This window comes from Pseudomonas sp. CDFA 610 (assembly GCF_021147865.1).
Lineage (GTDB): Bacteria > Pseudomonadota > Gammaproteobacteria > Pseudomonadales > Pseudomonadaceae > Aquipseudomonas > Aquipseudomonas alliivorans.
Genome location: NZ_JAGTPM010000002.1, coordinates 482,016 through 495,401, shown reverse-complemented (window position 1 = coordinate 495,401; position 13,386 = coordinate 482,016). Strand labels below are relative to the sequence as shown.

General features: G+C 55.0%; 15 protein-coding genes. 6 read left to right on the top strand and 9 right to left on the bottom strand.

All coding sequences use genetic code 11. The features are described 5' to 3' along the window. Positions 1-276 precede the first annotated feature (276 nt). Complete coding sequence (locus tag KDX39_RS05235) at positions 277-501, top strand: hypothetical protein (protein WP_131188560.1); 225 nt, start codon at positions 277-279, stop codon at positions 499-501. An 85-nt stretch (positions 502-586) separates the two neighbouring features. Next, positions 587-943: a hypothetical protein gene (locus KDX39_RS05230; protein ID WP_231659628.1), complete on the top strand. Its 357-nt coding sequence runs from the start codon at positions 587-589 to the stop codon at positions 941-943. A 252-nt stretch (positions 944-1,195) separates the two neighbouring features. On the opposite strand, the gene KDX39_RS05225 is transcribed toward KDX39_RS05230, so the two are convergent. The 3 genes from KDX39_RS05225 to KDX39_RS05215 form a co-directional block, all read right to left on the bottom strand. After that, complete coding sequence (locus KDX39_RS05225) at positions 1,196-1,477, bottom strand: hypothetical protein (protein WP_231659627.1); 282 nt, start codon at positions 1,475-1,477, stop codon at positions 1,196-1,198. A 232-nt stretch (positions 1,478-1,709) separates the two neighbouring features. After that, positions 1,710-2,126, bottom strand: a complete 417-nt coding sequence (locus KDX39_RS05220) for a hypothetical protein (protein ID WP_231659626.1) — start codon at positions 2,124-2,126, stop codon at positions 1,710-1,712. Between the two features lie 520 nt (positions 2,127-2,646). After that, entirely contained in the window at positions 2,647-2,856 is a 210-nt protein-coding gene (locus tag KDX39_RS05215; RefSeq protein ID WP_231659625.1) for a hypothetical protein, read from the bottom strand. 282 nt (positions 2,857-3,138) lie between these two features. Here KDX39_RS05215 and KDX39_RS05210 point away from each other — a divergent pair, with 282 nt between their 5' ends. Both KDX39_RS05210 and KDX39_RS05205 read left to right on the top strand, forming a co-directional pair. Then, positions 3,139-3,435, top strand: a complete 297-nt coding sequence (locus KDX39_RS05210; RefSeq protein ID WP_184320136.1) for a type II toxin-antitoxin system MqsR family toxin — start codon at positions 3,139-3,141, stop codon at positions 3,433-3,435. Between the two features lie 2 nt (positions 3,436-3,437). Continuing rightward, positions 3,438-3,839: a type II toxin-antitoxin system MqsA family antitoxin gene (locus KDX39_RS05205; protein WP_231659657.1), complete on the top strand. Its 402-nt coding sequence runs from the start codon at positions 3,438-3,440 to the stop codon at positions 3,837-3,839. Positions 3,840-3,846: 7 nt separating this feature from the next. Here KDX39_RS05205 and KDX39_RS05200 read toward each other — a convergent pair whose 3' ends face one another. The 4 genes from KDX39_RS05200 to xylA form a co-directional block, all read right to left on the bottom strand. Further along, positions 3,847-4,983: a sugar ABC transporter permease gene (locus tag KDX39_RS05200; RefSeq protein ID WP_231659624.1), complete on the bottom strand. Its 1,137-nt coding sequence runs from the start codon at positions 4,981-4,983 to the stop codon at positions 3,847-3,849. Beyond that, positions 4,984-6,540: a D-xylose ABC transporter ATP-binding protein gene (xylG, locus tag KDX39_RS05195; RefSeq protein WP_231659623.1), complete on the bottom strand. Its 1,557-nt coding sequence runs from the start codon at positions 6,538-6,540 to the stop codon at positions 4,984-4,986. 98 nt (positions 6,541-6,638) lie between these two features. Continuing rightward, complete coding sequence (gene xylF, locus KDX39_RS05190; RefSeq protein ID WP_099229827.1) at positions 6,639-7,640, bottom strand: D-xylose ABC transporter substrate-binding protein; 1,002 nt, start codon at positions 7,638-7,640, stop codon at positions 6,639-6,641. A gap of 167 nt (positions 7,641-7,807) precedes the next feature. Further along, positions 7,808-9,124 (bottom strand): xylose isomerase, encoded by a 1,317-nt coding sequence (gene xylA / locus KDX39_RS05185; protein ID WP_231659622.1) that lies wholly within the window; start codon positions 9,122-9,124, stop codon positions 7,808-7,810. A 165-nt stretch (positions 9,125-9,289) separates the two neighbouring features. On the opposite strand from xylA, the gene KDX39_RS05180 reads away from it, so the two are divergent. Further along, positions 9,290-10,483: a XylR family transcriptional regulator gene (locus KDX39_RS05180; protein ID WP_231659621.1), complete on the top strand. Its 1,194-nt coding sequence runs from the start codon at positions 9,290-9,292 to the stop codon at positions 10,481-10,483. An 80-nt stretch (positions 10,484-10,563) separates the two neighbouring features. On the opposite strand, the gene KDX39_RS05175 is transcribed toward KDX39_RS05180, so the two are convergent. Next, the gene (locus KDX39_RS05175) at positions 10,564-11,934 is read right to left on the bottom strand and encodes a GntT/GntP/DsdX family permease (protein WP_231659620.1); all 1,371 of its coding nucleotides are present in this window, start codon (positions 11,932-11,934) and stop codon (positions 10,564-10,566) included. A gap of 330 nt (positions 11,935-12,264) precedes the next feature. Between KDX39_RS05175 and gvpU the strand changes: the two genes are divergently transcribed. Further along, positions 12,265-12,735 carry a gas vesicle accessory protein GvpU gene (gene gvpU / locus KDX39_RS05170; protein WP_231659619.1) on the top strand — a complete coding sequence of 157 codons (471 nt, stop codon included), beginning with the start codon at positions 12,265-12,267 and terminating at the stop codon, positions 12,733-12,735. Positions 12,736-12,803: 68 nt separating this feature from the next. On the opposite strand, the gene KDX39_RS05165 is transcribed toward gvpU, so the two are convergent. Continuing rightward, positions 12,804-13,370 carry a manganese catalase family protein gene (locus KDX39_RS05165; RefSeq protein ID WP_231659618.1) on the bottom strand — a complete coding sequence of 189 codons (567 nt, stop codon included), beginning with the start codon at positions 13,368-13,370 and terminating at the stop codon, positions 12,804-12,806. Positions 13,371-13,386: the final 16 nt, after the last annotated feature.

Genomic DNA, 13,386 nt, shown 5'->3' with positions numbered 1-13,386 from the left:
CTTCGCATCCTCCTGATTGGCGGCCTGTGCTTTGAGTTTACATCCGGGGTAGGCAAGTGATATTTTTTGCCATCACTGGCCACATGCAGAAGGAAACTGTTATGGCTCGATATGATGATGACGAAGAAGATCAATGCTACATGTGTGAAGGCAAGGGGGTAGCTTCGTGTCCACTGGAATATGGTGGGCGTCACCCTGATAGCTGTCCTTCCTGTGGGGGTTCCCAGAAGCTAGCTCCGTGCCCCTCCTGTGACGGCACTGGGAAGGACTAAAATTATGAGCAACGGATCAAAGCCAACTTTTAATTCTGCCTTGAATAAAATGATGGGTGATGCTTGGGTAGAAGTAAAAGGCGACTTTTCCCATGGCAGCACGCTGGATAAAACCGCCTCGACAGCAAAATTGCTTGGAAAGGGGGCTTTATTTTTGGGGGTTAAATTTGTCCAAAAGCTGCCTGAAACAATTGAGAAAATGAAAGAGAACCAAGCTAAGAAAGGCTAACGCTCTGGTAGTCTTGATTTTTGCTTAAGCCACTTTGGTGGCTTTTTATTTTTTGCAGAAGTAATTAGTCATAAGGATATGTAATATGGTCGAGGATGAAGAAAAGCCAGATACCATAAGGTATTATGACCTTGATGAAGCTTGGAATGAAGTGAAGTCGGATTTCTCATCGGGGTCGGGTCAAGACAAAGTAGCCGCGACAGCAAAAATTTTAGGGAAAACACTCTTCAATACTGGGCTTTATGCAGGAAGGTTAGGCGTAGCATTTATTAAAGAACTGCCCGATATTATAGAAAAAGGGCAGATCCGTAGGGAGGAAATACGGGAGCGATTCGAAGATAAAGATGACCATGAACTTCAAAGGATCGTAAAAAGTAGCTTCTCTGCGACCACGGAAGAGCAAGATATAGCAAAGTCAATTCTGCGAGAGCGAAACGGTTAGCTAACAAAGGTTCAAGGATATATCTCTAAACCTATGATTGTTTAGTTTGGGGGTAGGTGTTTGTGGACGTGTTCTACTCTGTGGGAGTAGGGTATATGTCCGTGAAGGTAGTTTATTGATTAAAAGATAAAAGCATGTATCGTGTTGGGATACACAGTGGTCGTAATTCCTATCGTGTAGAAATGATTGTATCTGCAAAGTAATTAAGTAGCTCCACGGGTATAAGCATGTAAAGTGGGGGTTTACATGTTTTTATAATCTAATATCCAGCTTTTCGATAATGGATTGCTTGTATTCATCTGCTTCAATGTCTATTCTTGTTTTTGCCTCTTTCCATTGTTCATTATAGTAACCTTGCCATCGTGCTAGTAATGAATGGACAATTATATCGAGGTTTTGTTGTTTGACACTGTTCCCGCTTCTAGCAAACTCTTTGATAAGAGCATCATTAGATATTGATTGGTAGCCTGAAAACGCCACTATTAGATTTTTGGCTAGGCTAGAGGTCATTCGGACTTCATTAAGCTCATTCATCTCTATTATCTTTACAAAAATAATTAAAAATTTTTGACGCTCAAGTCTTTTAAAACCCCCCAACCATACCCCCTATTTTTCCTGCATATTTCATCTTGTTCATAATTAGAAATCCTATGTTGATACAATACCAATACCATAGGGTTTAGATATGTCAATGCTTCAAGGTTGTATCTCCAAACCTTCAACTATTTCAGGTTTTGCTTCGGGGATATGTCCTGTAGGAAATTGGCTACTTTCGATTTTTTTGAAATTTTAACGTGACCAATACCCCATGTTTTTTTGTGAAATAAAACTGCGAGCGATTTTTAGGTTTTTTGATGTTGATTTTTTGATATGCTTCGTTGCAAAATTCAACTAAGTAATGAATCGCCCCTGGTTTCCTAGACACCTCCCGAACCCAGCACGCCGGATAATCTTTCTCCTTGTGCCTAAAGCCTTCGACTTTGGCTCCCCTGTTCTCATCGATGAATGAGATGGACGCATTGTGGACGATCAGCTGAGGATGTTTGACCGTGTTCATGAAGGCGTGCGTATATCCGAACCACTCGGACATTAGGGCGTCATTCAGGCGATCTTTAAGCTCTCCAGCCGGAAGGGCGTCTTTGACGTTGTGGATGTAGAAGTTGTCTGTGAGCGGCACGGGCACCACTAGGCCATTCAGTCATTCCCAAAGCTATCTTACGAATTGCGAGTGATTGCAACGCAGGCAATCAGGTTGGCTTCACTGATTAAATCAGCTTTATGAACGACACCACCATCGTCCTCGCACCCGAATATACGCTGTGCAAACTTTATTCCGTCAGGGTCGTTTTCGGCGTTGAATGCGGTGAGGGCATCGCGTGTGGTACTCGAAGATATCGCGTGATTAAGGGCGTCGGATTGACAGTTAGAAAGTTGGGTGCGTTCTTGGCTTTGACTGGCAAAGAATTTTCGTTGCCCTTCTCTGTTGTCAGCAATTATGGGGGCTGTCTCCTACATGAAGGGCATGGTTGCTATGCTGCTAATTGGCTATCGTTCTCTATTGTTGTTTTCATGACTAACATACTAATGTTCATTTCTTTAGGTTCTGCCTCCATGCTCTCTAGCGCTAAATTGCCGTCCTCGATTTAAAAGAAGTCGGAGACGGCATCGTGCTTTTAATGCAGGTTAGGCTTCGATAGGGATGCTCAGCCAGGGATTGAATAGCCCAGTTTGGATTTTATGAGCTCATAAACAGCTTTGTGGGTACTGTTTTTTATACTGCCACTCTCGCAGTTTTTTATGAGGAATTCTTTTACGGTTTCAGCATTTGTACCATATAGGCTTGCTACATATGCCCGTTCATGGTCTTGTGAGCAGTTGAACATTCTATCGTCTTTTGCCTTATCACGTGCCATGTGTAACTCCCTTTACCACCGTTTCGTGAGGCAAGTATGCGATTCACGAGAGCCGCTTTAGCTTGCTCGAACCTAAGCTAACAGGTTTATGTTGATGATCTCAAGTTGCTACTGCTGCTGACTCTGTCCAGGCGTAAGAACTGCAACAGCATCGTTTAGGCTGCATTCATCGTAAACCTCGAAAACCTCTGTCACGGCCAGCTACAAACCCCGCGTAGCCTGCGCTAGTCATCTCAATTAACCTACTTGCCAATTTAAACCAAGTAGGTTAATTTTTTGAGCATCGAGAAAAGGACACCTCACTGCAAACTAACGGTCGTCAGAAGCCTGATTGAAGCCGGTAAGGTGCGCTCAACGCGTTCAGCTCTGATGGGGGGCGCGGCGCTAGGTTTCGATTTTGACGAAATTGTCGCGATCGCCGGAGCGTTGGTGCCATCGGACTTCTACAAAAGCATGACAACGCATGCGGACCATCGGATCTGGCAGGACGTTTATCGTTGCAAGACGGTTGCGGGTGAGATCTATCTGAAACTGACGGTCATTGATGATGTGCTCATCGTGTCCTTCAAGGAGCTGTGAACATGAAATGCCCATCCTGTGGCGCTACAGAGCTGATGCATGACAGACGTGATATGCCATACACGTACAAAACCGAATCGACGTTGATTCCTCTGGTGACGGGCGATTATTGCCCTGCGTGTGGCGAGGTTGTCCTGGCTTCGTTCGAATCCACACGGGTCAGCAATGCGATGCTTGAGTTCAACAGGCAGGTAAACGCATCGCTGGTGGACCCTGCGTTCATCACCACGGTTCGCAAGAAGCTGGCGCTTGATCAACGCGAGGCAGCGGAAATTTTCGGCGGTGGTGTCAATGCTTTTTCACGCTATGAAAACGGCAAGACGAAACCGCCCCTTTCTTTGATCAAGCTTTTAAGACTGCTGGATCGACACCCCGAACTCCTGAGCGAGGTCCGAACAGCTTAGACACCCTTCAACGCCGCCCTGTCCGCGTACTCACATCCACCCACACCGCCAGCACCAGAATGCTGCCCTTCACAATCATCTGCCAGTAGCTGTCCACATCCAGCATCGACATGCCGTTGTCCAGGCTGGTGATGACCAGCGCTCCCAGCAGCGCGCCGTAGACTGTGCCGGAGCCGCCGCGCATGGAGGTGCCGCCGATGAAGCAGGCGGCGATGGCGTCGAGTTCGCCCATGTTGCCTGCGGAGGGCGAGCCTGCGGCGAGGCGGGCGGTGTTGACCATGCCGGCGAGGGCGCACATGACGCCCATGATGCCGAAGATCCACAGTTTGACGGCCTGTACGTTGATGCCGGACAGGCGTGTGGCTTCCATGTTGCTGCCCACCGAGTAGACGCGGCGGCCGAATACGGTCTGGCTGGTGACGTAGCTGAACACGCCCAGCAGAACCAGCAGAAGGAGCACGGGCACCGGGATGCCGTCGTAGCTGTTGAGGGTGTAGACGAACCCGGCCAGCACGGCGCCGATCAGCACGACGCGGGTGGCGTCTCGAACCATGGAGTGGGCGGCAAGGCCGTGCAGGGCGCGGTTACGGCGTTGTCGCCAGGTGAGGAACAGAGTCAGGGCAAAGAGCACCATGCCCAAACCGGTGCCGACAGCATGCGGCAGGTAGCCTTGGCCGACATAGACCAGCTCCGGCGAGACCGGCGCGATGGTGGTGCCGCCCGTGATGCCCAGCAGAATGCCGCGGAACGCCAGCATGCCACCCAGGCCGACGATGAACGACGGAATGCGCAGGTAGGCGGTCATGTAGCCGTTGGCCAGGCCGATCATCAGTCCGCACAGGGCGACGATACTCAGGTTGGCGAGCAGCGGTATGTGGTAGATCACGTCGAGAATTGCCGCCAGCCCGCCCAGCAGGCCGAGCAACGAGCCTACCGACAGGTCGATCTCGCCGCTGATGATCACCAGCACCATGCCGCAGGCGAGGATGCCGGTGATCGACATCTGCCGCAGCAGGTTGGACAGGTTGCGCGGGGTCAGAAAGCCGCCTTCGGTCTGCCAACTGAAAAACAGCCAGATGATCGCCACGGCGATGACCAGGGCGAGCATTTTGTAGCGGGAAAAGAGCTGTTTGACCTGATTCATCTACGCGGTCTTCCGATCATTATTGTCATGGCCGTCGGGGTGGCTGAGCGCGGCGGCGAGCACCTGTTCCTGGGTGAGATCCTGATTGATGAAGTCGCCACGCAACTGGCCCTCGCCGATCACCAGTACGCGGTCGGAGACGCCCAGCACTTCGGCCAGTTCCGACGACACCATAATGATCGACACACCTGCAGCCGCCAGTGCGCCCATCAGTTTGTAAATCTCGTATTTGGCACCGACATCGACGCCCCGAGTCGGCTCATCGAGAATCAGCACGCGGGGTTTGGTGAGCAGCATTTTGGCCAGCACGGCTTTCTGCTGATTGCCGCCGGACAGGCTGGTGATCGGCAGGAACGGGCTCGCGGTCTTGAGGTGCATGCGCGAGATTTCCCGGTCGATGCTGCCCAGCTCGGCTTCGGCGTCGATGCGGGTCATCTTCGAGTAGCTGTCCAGCACGGCGAGGGTGATGTTCTGGCCCACGCCCAGATCAGGAATGATTCCCTGACGCTTGCGGTCTTCCGGGACCATGCACAGCCCGGCGCGGATCGCTTTGAGTGGCGTGCGCGTGTCGATCTGCTGACCTTCCAGCCAGACCTCGCCTTCGTAGCGACCGGGATAGGCGCCGAACAGCGCAGAGACCAGTTCCGTGCGTCCGGCACCGACCAGCCCGGCAATGCCCAGAATCTCACCACGCTTGAGCACGAATGAAATGTCGTCGACCCGTTTGCGCTTCGGGTTGTCGACGTCGTAGCAGGTGAAGTGGCGTGCTTCGAACATGACTTCGCCCACGTTGTGGGGCTCGGTGGGGTAGAGGTTGCTCATTTCCCGACCGACCATCTGGGTGATGATTTTCGGGATGTCCATGTCGGCCATGGAGGTGGTCGCGATGTGTTTGCCATCGCGAATCACCGAAATGGTGTCGCATACCGCAGCCACTTCATCGAGCTTGTGGGAGATATAGACGCACGCCACGCCTTTGGCCTTGAGGTCGCGGATGATGTCCAGCAACACCTCGATTTCCGAGCGGGTGAGGGCCGAGGAGGGCTCGTCGAGGATCAGCAGCCGCGCCTGTTTGTTCAACGCCTTGGCGATTTCCACCAGTTGCTGATAGCCGCCGCCGTATTGTGAAACCGGCAGCGCCACGTTCATGTCCGGCACCTTGAGTTCACGCATCAGCGCTTCGGCCCGATGGATCATGGCCGGGTAGTTCATGCGCCCGCCACGCAGGGTCAGTTCGTGGCCCATGAAGATGTTTTCAGCGACCGACAGATCAGGCACCAGGGTCAGTTCCTGATGGATGATGACAATGCCTGCGGCTTCCGTTTCGCTGATCGACTGCGCTTTGAGCGGCTGGCCGTCCCAGAGAATTTCACCTTCCCAGGTGCCGTAGGGATAGACCGCCGACAGGACTTTCATCAGCGTGGATTTACCGGCACCGTTTTCGCCGCACAGGCCGACGCATTCTCCGGCCCGGATCTTGATGTCGATGCCGTTCAGGGCTTTGACGCCGTCGAAGGTTTTGACGATGCCGTTCATTTGCAGCAGATAATCGGACATGGCGAGGCACTCACACAGAGGCAGCACAAGACGTATCGCAGGACCGGTCTCATCCAGTCCTGCGGTTCATCCTCAGGCATTCAGGCAAGCCTGATCGGTCATTGCCCGGCGATCTGCGCCTTGGTGTAAAAGCCATCCTTCTCCAACAGGTCGATGTTGTCCCTGGTCAGTGGGGTTGGCGTGAGCAGGATGGTATCGACCTTCTTGTTGCCGTTATCGTACTGCGAGCTGTAGGTCGGTTTTTCGTTACGCGCCAGTTGCACGGAGAGCTTGGCGGCTTCCGAGGCAATCAGTTTGAGCGGCTTGTAGACGGTCATGGTCTGGGTGCCGTCGATCACGCGCTTGACCGCTGCCAGGTCGGCGTCCTGCCCGGAGATGGGCACCTTGCCCGCCAGTTTCTGCGCGGCGAGGGCCTGAATGGCACCGCCGGCAGTGGCGTCGTTGGAGGCGACGATGCCGTCGATTTTGTTGTTGTTACGGGTCAGGGCGTTTTCGACGATGCTCAAGGCTTCGGTCGGGTTCCATTCCTTGACCCATTGCTGGCCGACAATCTTGATGTCGCCCTTATCGATGGCCGGTTGCAGCACTTTCATCTGGCCTTCGCGCAGGATCTTGGCGTTGTTGTCGGTGGGTGCGCCACCGAGCAGGAAGTAGTTGCCCTTCGGCGCGGCTTGCAGCACACCGCTGGCCTGCATCTCGCCGACCTTTTCGTTATCGAAGGAGATATAGGCATCAATGTCGGCGTTGAGGATCAGTCGGTCATAGGACACCACCTTGATCCCGGCTTTCCTGGCCTCGGCCACGGCGTTGGTCAGTACGGTGGCGTTGAACGGCACGATGACGATCACGTCGACGCCGCGGGAAATGAGGTTTTCGATCTGTGAAATCTGCTTCTGCTCGTTGGCGTCGGCCGATTGCACATAGACCTTGGCGTTCATCTTCTCTGCGGCTGCGACAAAGTAGTCACGGTCTCGTGACCAGCGTTCAAGGCGCAGGTCATCGATGGAAAAACCGATTTTCGGATTGGCCGAGTCGGCCATGGCGGGAAGCGAAAGCAGAGCCAGCGCGCTGGCGAGTAACGTGAGTCGTAGCTTTTTCATGGTGGTGCGTCCTTTTATTGTTGTTTGAAGACACTGCCTGACGTTTAACGAATTGCCGGTAGAACTGTAGAGAGTCGCGTGGCCCTGCGAGCAGAGAATTGTCGCGGGAATGTAACCGCTTCGCCCGGCCTGCCGACTCTCCAAGGTCTGGCGCTTGCGGCCTTTGGTCAGCGGTAGATGAACCGGTTGACCACGTTTTCCAGCATCTCCTGTCGACCGCTGACCGCCTGAGGATTCAGTTCGTCGGCGAAAGCCTTCCGGGCCAGCGACTCAAGGCTGAACTCGCCTGCCAGCACGGCTTTGCCCAACGGCTGCTGCCAGCCTGCGTAACGTTGATCCTTGAATTTCTGAAGCTGGTCGTTCTGTACCATCGCGGCTGCACGTTCCAGCGAAAGGGCAAGGACATCCATGGCCGCGATATGGCCGTGGAACAGGTCCACTTCATCCAGGCTCTGGCGACGAACCTTGGAGTCGAAGTTGAAGCCGCCATTCTTGAAGCCGCCAGCTTTCAGAATCTCGTACGTGGCCAGGGTCATTTCTTCGACACTGTTGGGAAACTGATCCGTGTCCCAGCCGTTCTGCGGATCGCCGCGGTTGGCGTCGATGCTGCCGAAAATCCCGAGCGAGACCGCTGTGGCAATTTCATGATGGAAGCTATGCCCGGCGAGGGTCGCATGGTTGGCTTCGATGTTGACCTTGATCTCGTTCTCCAGACCGAACTGCTGCAGAAAGCCAAACACCGTGGCGCTGTCGTAATCGTACTGGTGTTTGGTCGGCTCCTGCGGCTTGGGTTCGATTAGCAGATCGCCCTTGAAACCGATCTTGTGCTTGTGCTCGACCACCATGCGCATGAAACGGCCCAGTTGTTCGCGTTCCTGTTTCAGGTCCGTGTTGAGCAGGGTTTCGTAGCCCTCGCGGCCACCCCACAGCACGTAGTTGGAGCCGTTCAGGCGCTGGGTGGCGTTCATGGCGCTGAACACTTGAGCTGCGGCGAAGGCGAATACTTCAGGGTCGGGGTTGCTGGCGGCACCGGCGGCAAAGCGTGGATTACTGAAGCAATTGGCCGTGCCCCACAGCAGTTTGATGCCGGTTTCTTCCTGATGGCGCTCCAGGTGATCGATCATCTGTGCGAAGTTGTTATGGTATTCCTTCAGCGAGTTGCCTTCCGGCGCCACGTCGGTGTCGTGGAAGCAGTAGTAGTCGATGCCCAGTTTGGAAAAGAACTCGAAGGCCGCTTCAGCCTTGCCGATGGCTTGCTCCATTGGACCTGCGGCCTGCTGCCAGGGGCGCTTGAAGGTGCCAGCACCAAACACGTCGGAGCCTGGCCAGACGAAAGTGTGCCAGTAGCAGACCGCCATGCGCAGGTGCTCGCGCATGGGTTTGCCGAGGATCAGCTTGTCGGCGTCGTAGTGGTGGAAGGCAAACGGCGAATCGCTGGCAGGACCTTCATAGACGATCCTGTCGACCGTGGGGAAATACGACATGGGCGTGTTCCTTATTGTTCTTGGCGGTTTCCCGATACTAGCAACGGCCCTGTTGCCGTTGATTATGAAAGTCACCAACCGGCAGTGCGATTTTGAGTTGAGATTCGCGTCGTGCACGCCTAGGCTGTCGTTAAACGCGCTGTTTAATAATGCAGTGTAAAAACAATGAAAACTGTCCCTCCCGTTCACCGCATCGCCCTGCTGTTCAATGGCAGCAAGATCTACGACCGCGGCATCATCAGCGGCATCGGTAATTACCTGAGCAGCACCCGTGCGTCCTGGGACCTGTTCCTTGAGGAGGACTTCCTATGTCGTCTGCGCGGGATCGAGCGCTGGCAGGGTGACGGGATCATTGCCGATTTCGACGATCCCTTGATCGGCGAGGCACTGGCCGGCATCAGGTTACCGGTGGTCGCGGTGGGCGGCAGTTATCAGGATGCCCGGGCATATCCGAAGGGCATTCCCTACGTCGCCACCGATAACGACGCCCTGATGAAGCTGGCCTATGAGCATTTGATAGAAGCCGGACTGACCCGTTTTGCCTGCTTCAGCCTGCCCGAATCGCAGGCCAATCGCTGGGCGCAGGAGCGGGAGAAGGCCTTTCGCAGGTTGCTGCAGCGTGATGGTTTAAACGTCGATATCTATCGCGGCATGGGCACCAGCGCACCGCTTTGGGACAGCGCCGTCGAGCAGCAGATCGCCTGGCTGCAAAGCCTGCCCAAGCCTATCGGCATCATCGCCGTCAGTGACGCTCGAGCCCGGCAGTTGCTGCAAGCCTGTCTGACGGCCGGCATTGCCGTGCCGGAGCAGGTGGCGTTGATCGGTATCGACAATGACCCGCTGACCCGCACGCTGACCCGAGTTCCGCTGAGTTCGGTGATTCAGGGCACCGAAACCATGGGGCGGACCGCCGCGCACCTGCTGCACCAGATGCTGCACGGCATGCCGTCCGCCGGGACGCAGATTCTGATACCGCCCGATGCGATCAATGTGCAAGCTTCAAGTCTGCACCAACCGCTGGGCGACCCTTACGTGATGCAGGCGCTGCTGTTCATCCGCCAATACGCGTGCCAGGGCATCAAGACTGCGCAAGTGGCAGCCTATGTTGGAATCTCGCGCTCTTCGCTGGAATCACACTTTCGCAAGGTTCGGGGCTGCAGCGTTCACGACGAGATCCTGCGCTTCAAACTTGCCGCAGCGGCCAGCGGGCTGGAGAACACCGATTCAGCCATTGCCGACATTGCCCGCGACTGCGGCTTCACCTCGGCGCAATACCTGCACACCGTGTTCCGCCGCGAGTTCGGCTGCACGCCCAGGGAGTATCAACAGGGTGGGCGTGACAGGGTTCTGTCCGTCTGACACAACGCAAGCGCGCAGCGGACACAGTCAGCGCGGTATGTCAGGAAATCCCCGTCATCGAGGCGGCATACCGTTACGTCTCACGTCAACCAATGCCACAGCAGCGACGTGCCCACCAGCCCGACCACTGACACGATAGTCTGCAGTACCGACCAGACCCACAGTGTCTGCTTCAGTTGCAAGCCGAAGTATTCGCGGACCATCCAGAAGCCTGCATCGTTGACGTGGCAGAAGAACACCGAGCCTGCGCCAATCACCAGCGCTACCAGCGAGGCTTCGACGGGGGCGAGCCCGGCCATCATCGGGGCCAGGATACCTGCTGTGGTAGTGGTCGCCACCGTGGCGGAACCGGTGGCCTGACGAAGCGCGACGGCAATCAGCCAGGCCAGCAACAGATATGGCATGTGCGCACCTTCGGCCACCTTGCTGATGGTCTGGCTGACCCCGGCATCCAGCAAGGTTTGTTTGAGGCCACCACCGGCACCGATGGTCAGCAGCAACACGGCAATTGGCGCCAGGCTTTTACGCAATGTGCCGCCGACATGTTCACGGGAAAGACCATTGGCCCAGCCCAGGCACACGGTTGCCGCCAGCACCGCGATGCTCAGTGCAACGAGTGGTTCGCCGAGAAACTTCAAGGTCAGCGCAACGTTGCTTTCAGGCTCCATTGCCACTTTGGCGAGCGTGCTGCCAAGCATCAGAATCACTGGCAGCAGAATGATCAGCAGCGACATGCCAAAGCCAGGCTGGCGGCTGACGTCAGGCTTGGCACTGAACAGCTTGCCCAGATCGGCAGGCTCTTCGATGTGCATGCGCTTTGACAGCCAGTTACCGTAAAGAGGCCCTGCAAGAATGACCGCGGGAATTGCAACGCACAGCCCCAGCAGCATGGTCAGCCCCAGATCGGCGTGCAAGGCACTGACTGCAATCAATGGACCGGGATGGGGAGGCATCAGCGCATGCAGCGTCGTCATGCCGGCCAGCGCCGGGATGGCGATTTTCAGCAGTGGCTGACCCGACTGGCGCGCCATGACGAAGATGATCGGCACCATCATCACCAGGCCGACTTCGAAGAACAACGGCAGACCGATGACCATTGCTACCAGCGCCATGACCCACGGCAGCGTCTTGCCCTTGCCCAGCCCCAACAGGGTAGATGCGATGCGGTCCGCAGCGCCGGATTCGGCCATCAGCGCACCGAGCATGGCACCCAGTGCGATGATGATGCCAGCCTCGCCCAAAATACCACCCGCGCCCTTGCTGAACGCTTTGGCAACGGCTTCGGCGGGCAGCCCGGCGCCTATCCCGGCAATGAACGTACCGACCAGTATCGATAGAAAAGGTGGGAGTTTGGTAGCGCTGATAAGCACGATGATCGTGGCGATTGCAATCAGGCAGCAGACAATAAGACGGGTATCGTGAAACACCCAGGCAGCGGACGACAGATCCAACACGGACCCCCTTTATCAATCGGTTCTATTCGGATTCTGGCCAAGGCCTCCCTGGCAGGCACTGATACAATTTGTTGCAATTTACCAAACGATACCTGAATGCGACATTGCGTCGCAGTTAATTTTCACAGGTTTTGGCTGAAGTCCCGGTTGTGCACCTGCAGGAAAAATGGGTCTCGAAACTGTCCCGATCTGATTTTTCGTCCCGCCGATTCAAGCAACACGTGATGTGTGGCGATGCAAAGAGGAATTACGCGCTGAACGGGTTTCGCTTTCAGCCGATGTGATCTATACCTTGGGTTCACGTTATGTGAAGCCAGGAGCTTTCAGATGTCGGACGTCGATCAAACCGAACACGCGCAACCTTCCCCCAGCCAGAATCACGATGATGTCATTGCGCAGATCAAGTGGCAGGGCAAGCAGATTGATTGGCTGCTGCAGTGGCTGGTCAAGTTTGTCGCCAATACCAAAGTCGAAATGGGCGTCACTCTGACGGTCGGTGGCAATCTTGTGTCAGGTAATCTCATTTCCCATGATGCGTATTTCGAGCAATTGGCCGAGGATATTTCCGCCCCGTTCACCCAGTTCTCGAACGGTGCCGACGCGTCCATGAAGGAGATGATCCTGTCATTCAAGCCGGGCGACTCGTCTGAAGACACACCCGCTTTTCATTTTATCCACCTGAAGGACTGTCAGACCTACTCAAGCGACGGCAATCCGATTTGTGAATCCGGGGTGTTGTGGCGAGGCAGGATCGCAGCGGTAGATGGATTCACCATCGGCTTGATTGCGAAGAAGTAGCGCTTTTCAGCGTTCTCATACAGAGTGCACTCCGCCCCGGCAACCTCGGGGCCTCTGGTAATGATCGCTCAGCGTTTGATGCTCTTCAGCATCGCTTCGAATTCATTCAGATGCTTCATTTGACGTCGCTTTGCTTGACTCAAGACTCTGATGAAGTGACTGTCTGAAGTGAGTGACGTGAGTCGCTCGTACACGGCTATCTGCTTTTCTTCTGTGGCAATGTTCGAGCGCAGATAATGATCGAGCTGCTTCGCATCGCGCACCTTCCTGGAAGACTTCTGAGTGTCGTCATCCATCTGCTCTGCCGAGGCTTCGGTCATTTCCAGTGTGTTGCTGGTAATACCCTTTCCTTTTAGCAAGGCGCCGAAATCTGCACTGTCAGGTACGCCGGAAAGGTTCGACGTTTGACCTTTGGCCAGTTCCAGCAGAATTGAGGCAAGAACCCGTGCATTCTTGATTTTTTCCTTGGCAATCCGGATGAGCGCGGCTTTGTGGGCAGGGTTGTCTTCAGTGATCGCCTGACTCAGGTACTCCGTTGCCATGGGGAGTTCGCCTTCAGCGCCTCTGAATTGCTCAAGCAGAAGGTCGAAGAACGCGAGATTGCACATGAATGTGTTAATTGCCGGGGGGGACATGCTTGTCTCCAGTAAT

What these genes read in the sequence shown, in the direction of transcription:
- KDX39_RS05230 (WP_231659628.1), top strand. Translation starts at nt 587, where the DNA reads ATGGTCGAGGATGAAGAAAAGCCAGATACCATAAGGTATTATGACCTT.
- KDX39_RS05180 (WP_231659621.1), top strand. Translation starts at nt 9,290, where the DNA reads ATGAAAACTGTCCCTCCCGTTCACCGCATCGCCCTGCTGTTCAATGGC.
- gvpU (WP_231659619.1), top strand. Translation starts at nt 12,265, where the DNA reads ATGTCGGACGTCGATCAAACCGAACACGCGCAACCTTCCCCCAGCCAG.
- xylF (WP_099229827.1), bottom strand. Translation starts at nt 7,640, where the DNA reads ATGAAAAAGCTACGACTCACGTTACTCGCCAGCGCGCTGGCTCTGCTT.
- KDX39_RS05200 (WP_231659624.1), bottom strand. Translation starts at nt 4,983, where the DNA reads ATGAATCAGGTCAAACAGCTCTTTTCCCGCTACAAAATGCTCGCCCTG.
- KDX39_RS05165 (WP_231659618.1), bottom strand. Translation starts at nt 13,370, where the DNA reads ATGTCCCCCCCGGCAATTAACACATTCATGTGCAATCTCGCGTTCTTC.
- KDX39_RS05215 (WP_231659625.1), bottom strand. Translation starts at nt 2,856, where the DNA reads ATGGCACGTGATAAGGCAAAAGACGATAGAATGTTCAACTGCTCACAA.
- KDX39_RS05205 (WP_231659657.1), top strand. Translation starts at nt 3,438, where the DNA reads ATGAAATGCCCATCCTGTGGCGCTACAGAGCTGATGCATGACAGACGT.
- xylG (WP_231659623.1), bottom strand. Translation starts at nt 6,540, where the DNA reads ATGTCCGATTATCTGCTGCAAATGAACGGCATCGTCAAAACCTTCGAC.
- KDX39_RS05225 (WP_231659627.1), bottom strand. Translation starts at nt 1,477, where the DNA reads ATGAATGAGCTTAATGAAGTCCGAATGACCTCTAGCCTAGCCAAAAAT.
- KDX39_RS05235 (WP_131188560.1), top strand. Translation starts at nt 277, where the DNA reads ATGAGCAACGGATCAAAGCCAACTTTTAATTCTGCCTTGAATAAAATG.
- xylA (WP_231659622.1), bottom strand. Translation starts at nt 9,124, where the DNA reads ATGTCGTATTTCCCCACGGTCGACAGGATCGTCTATGAAGGTCCTGCC.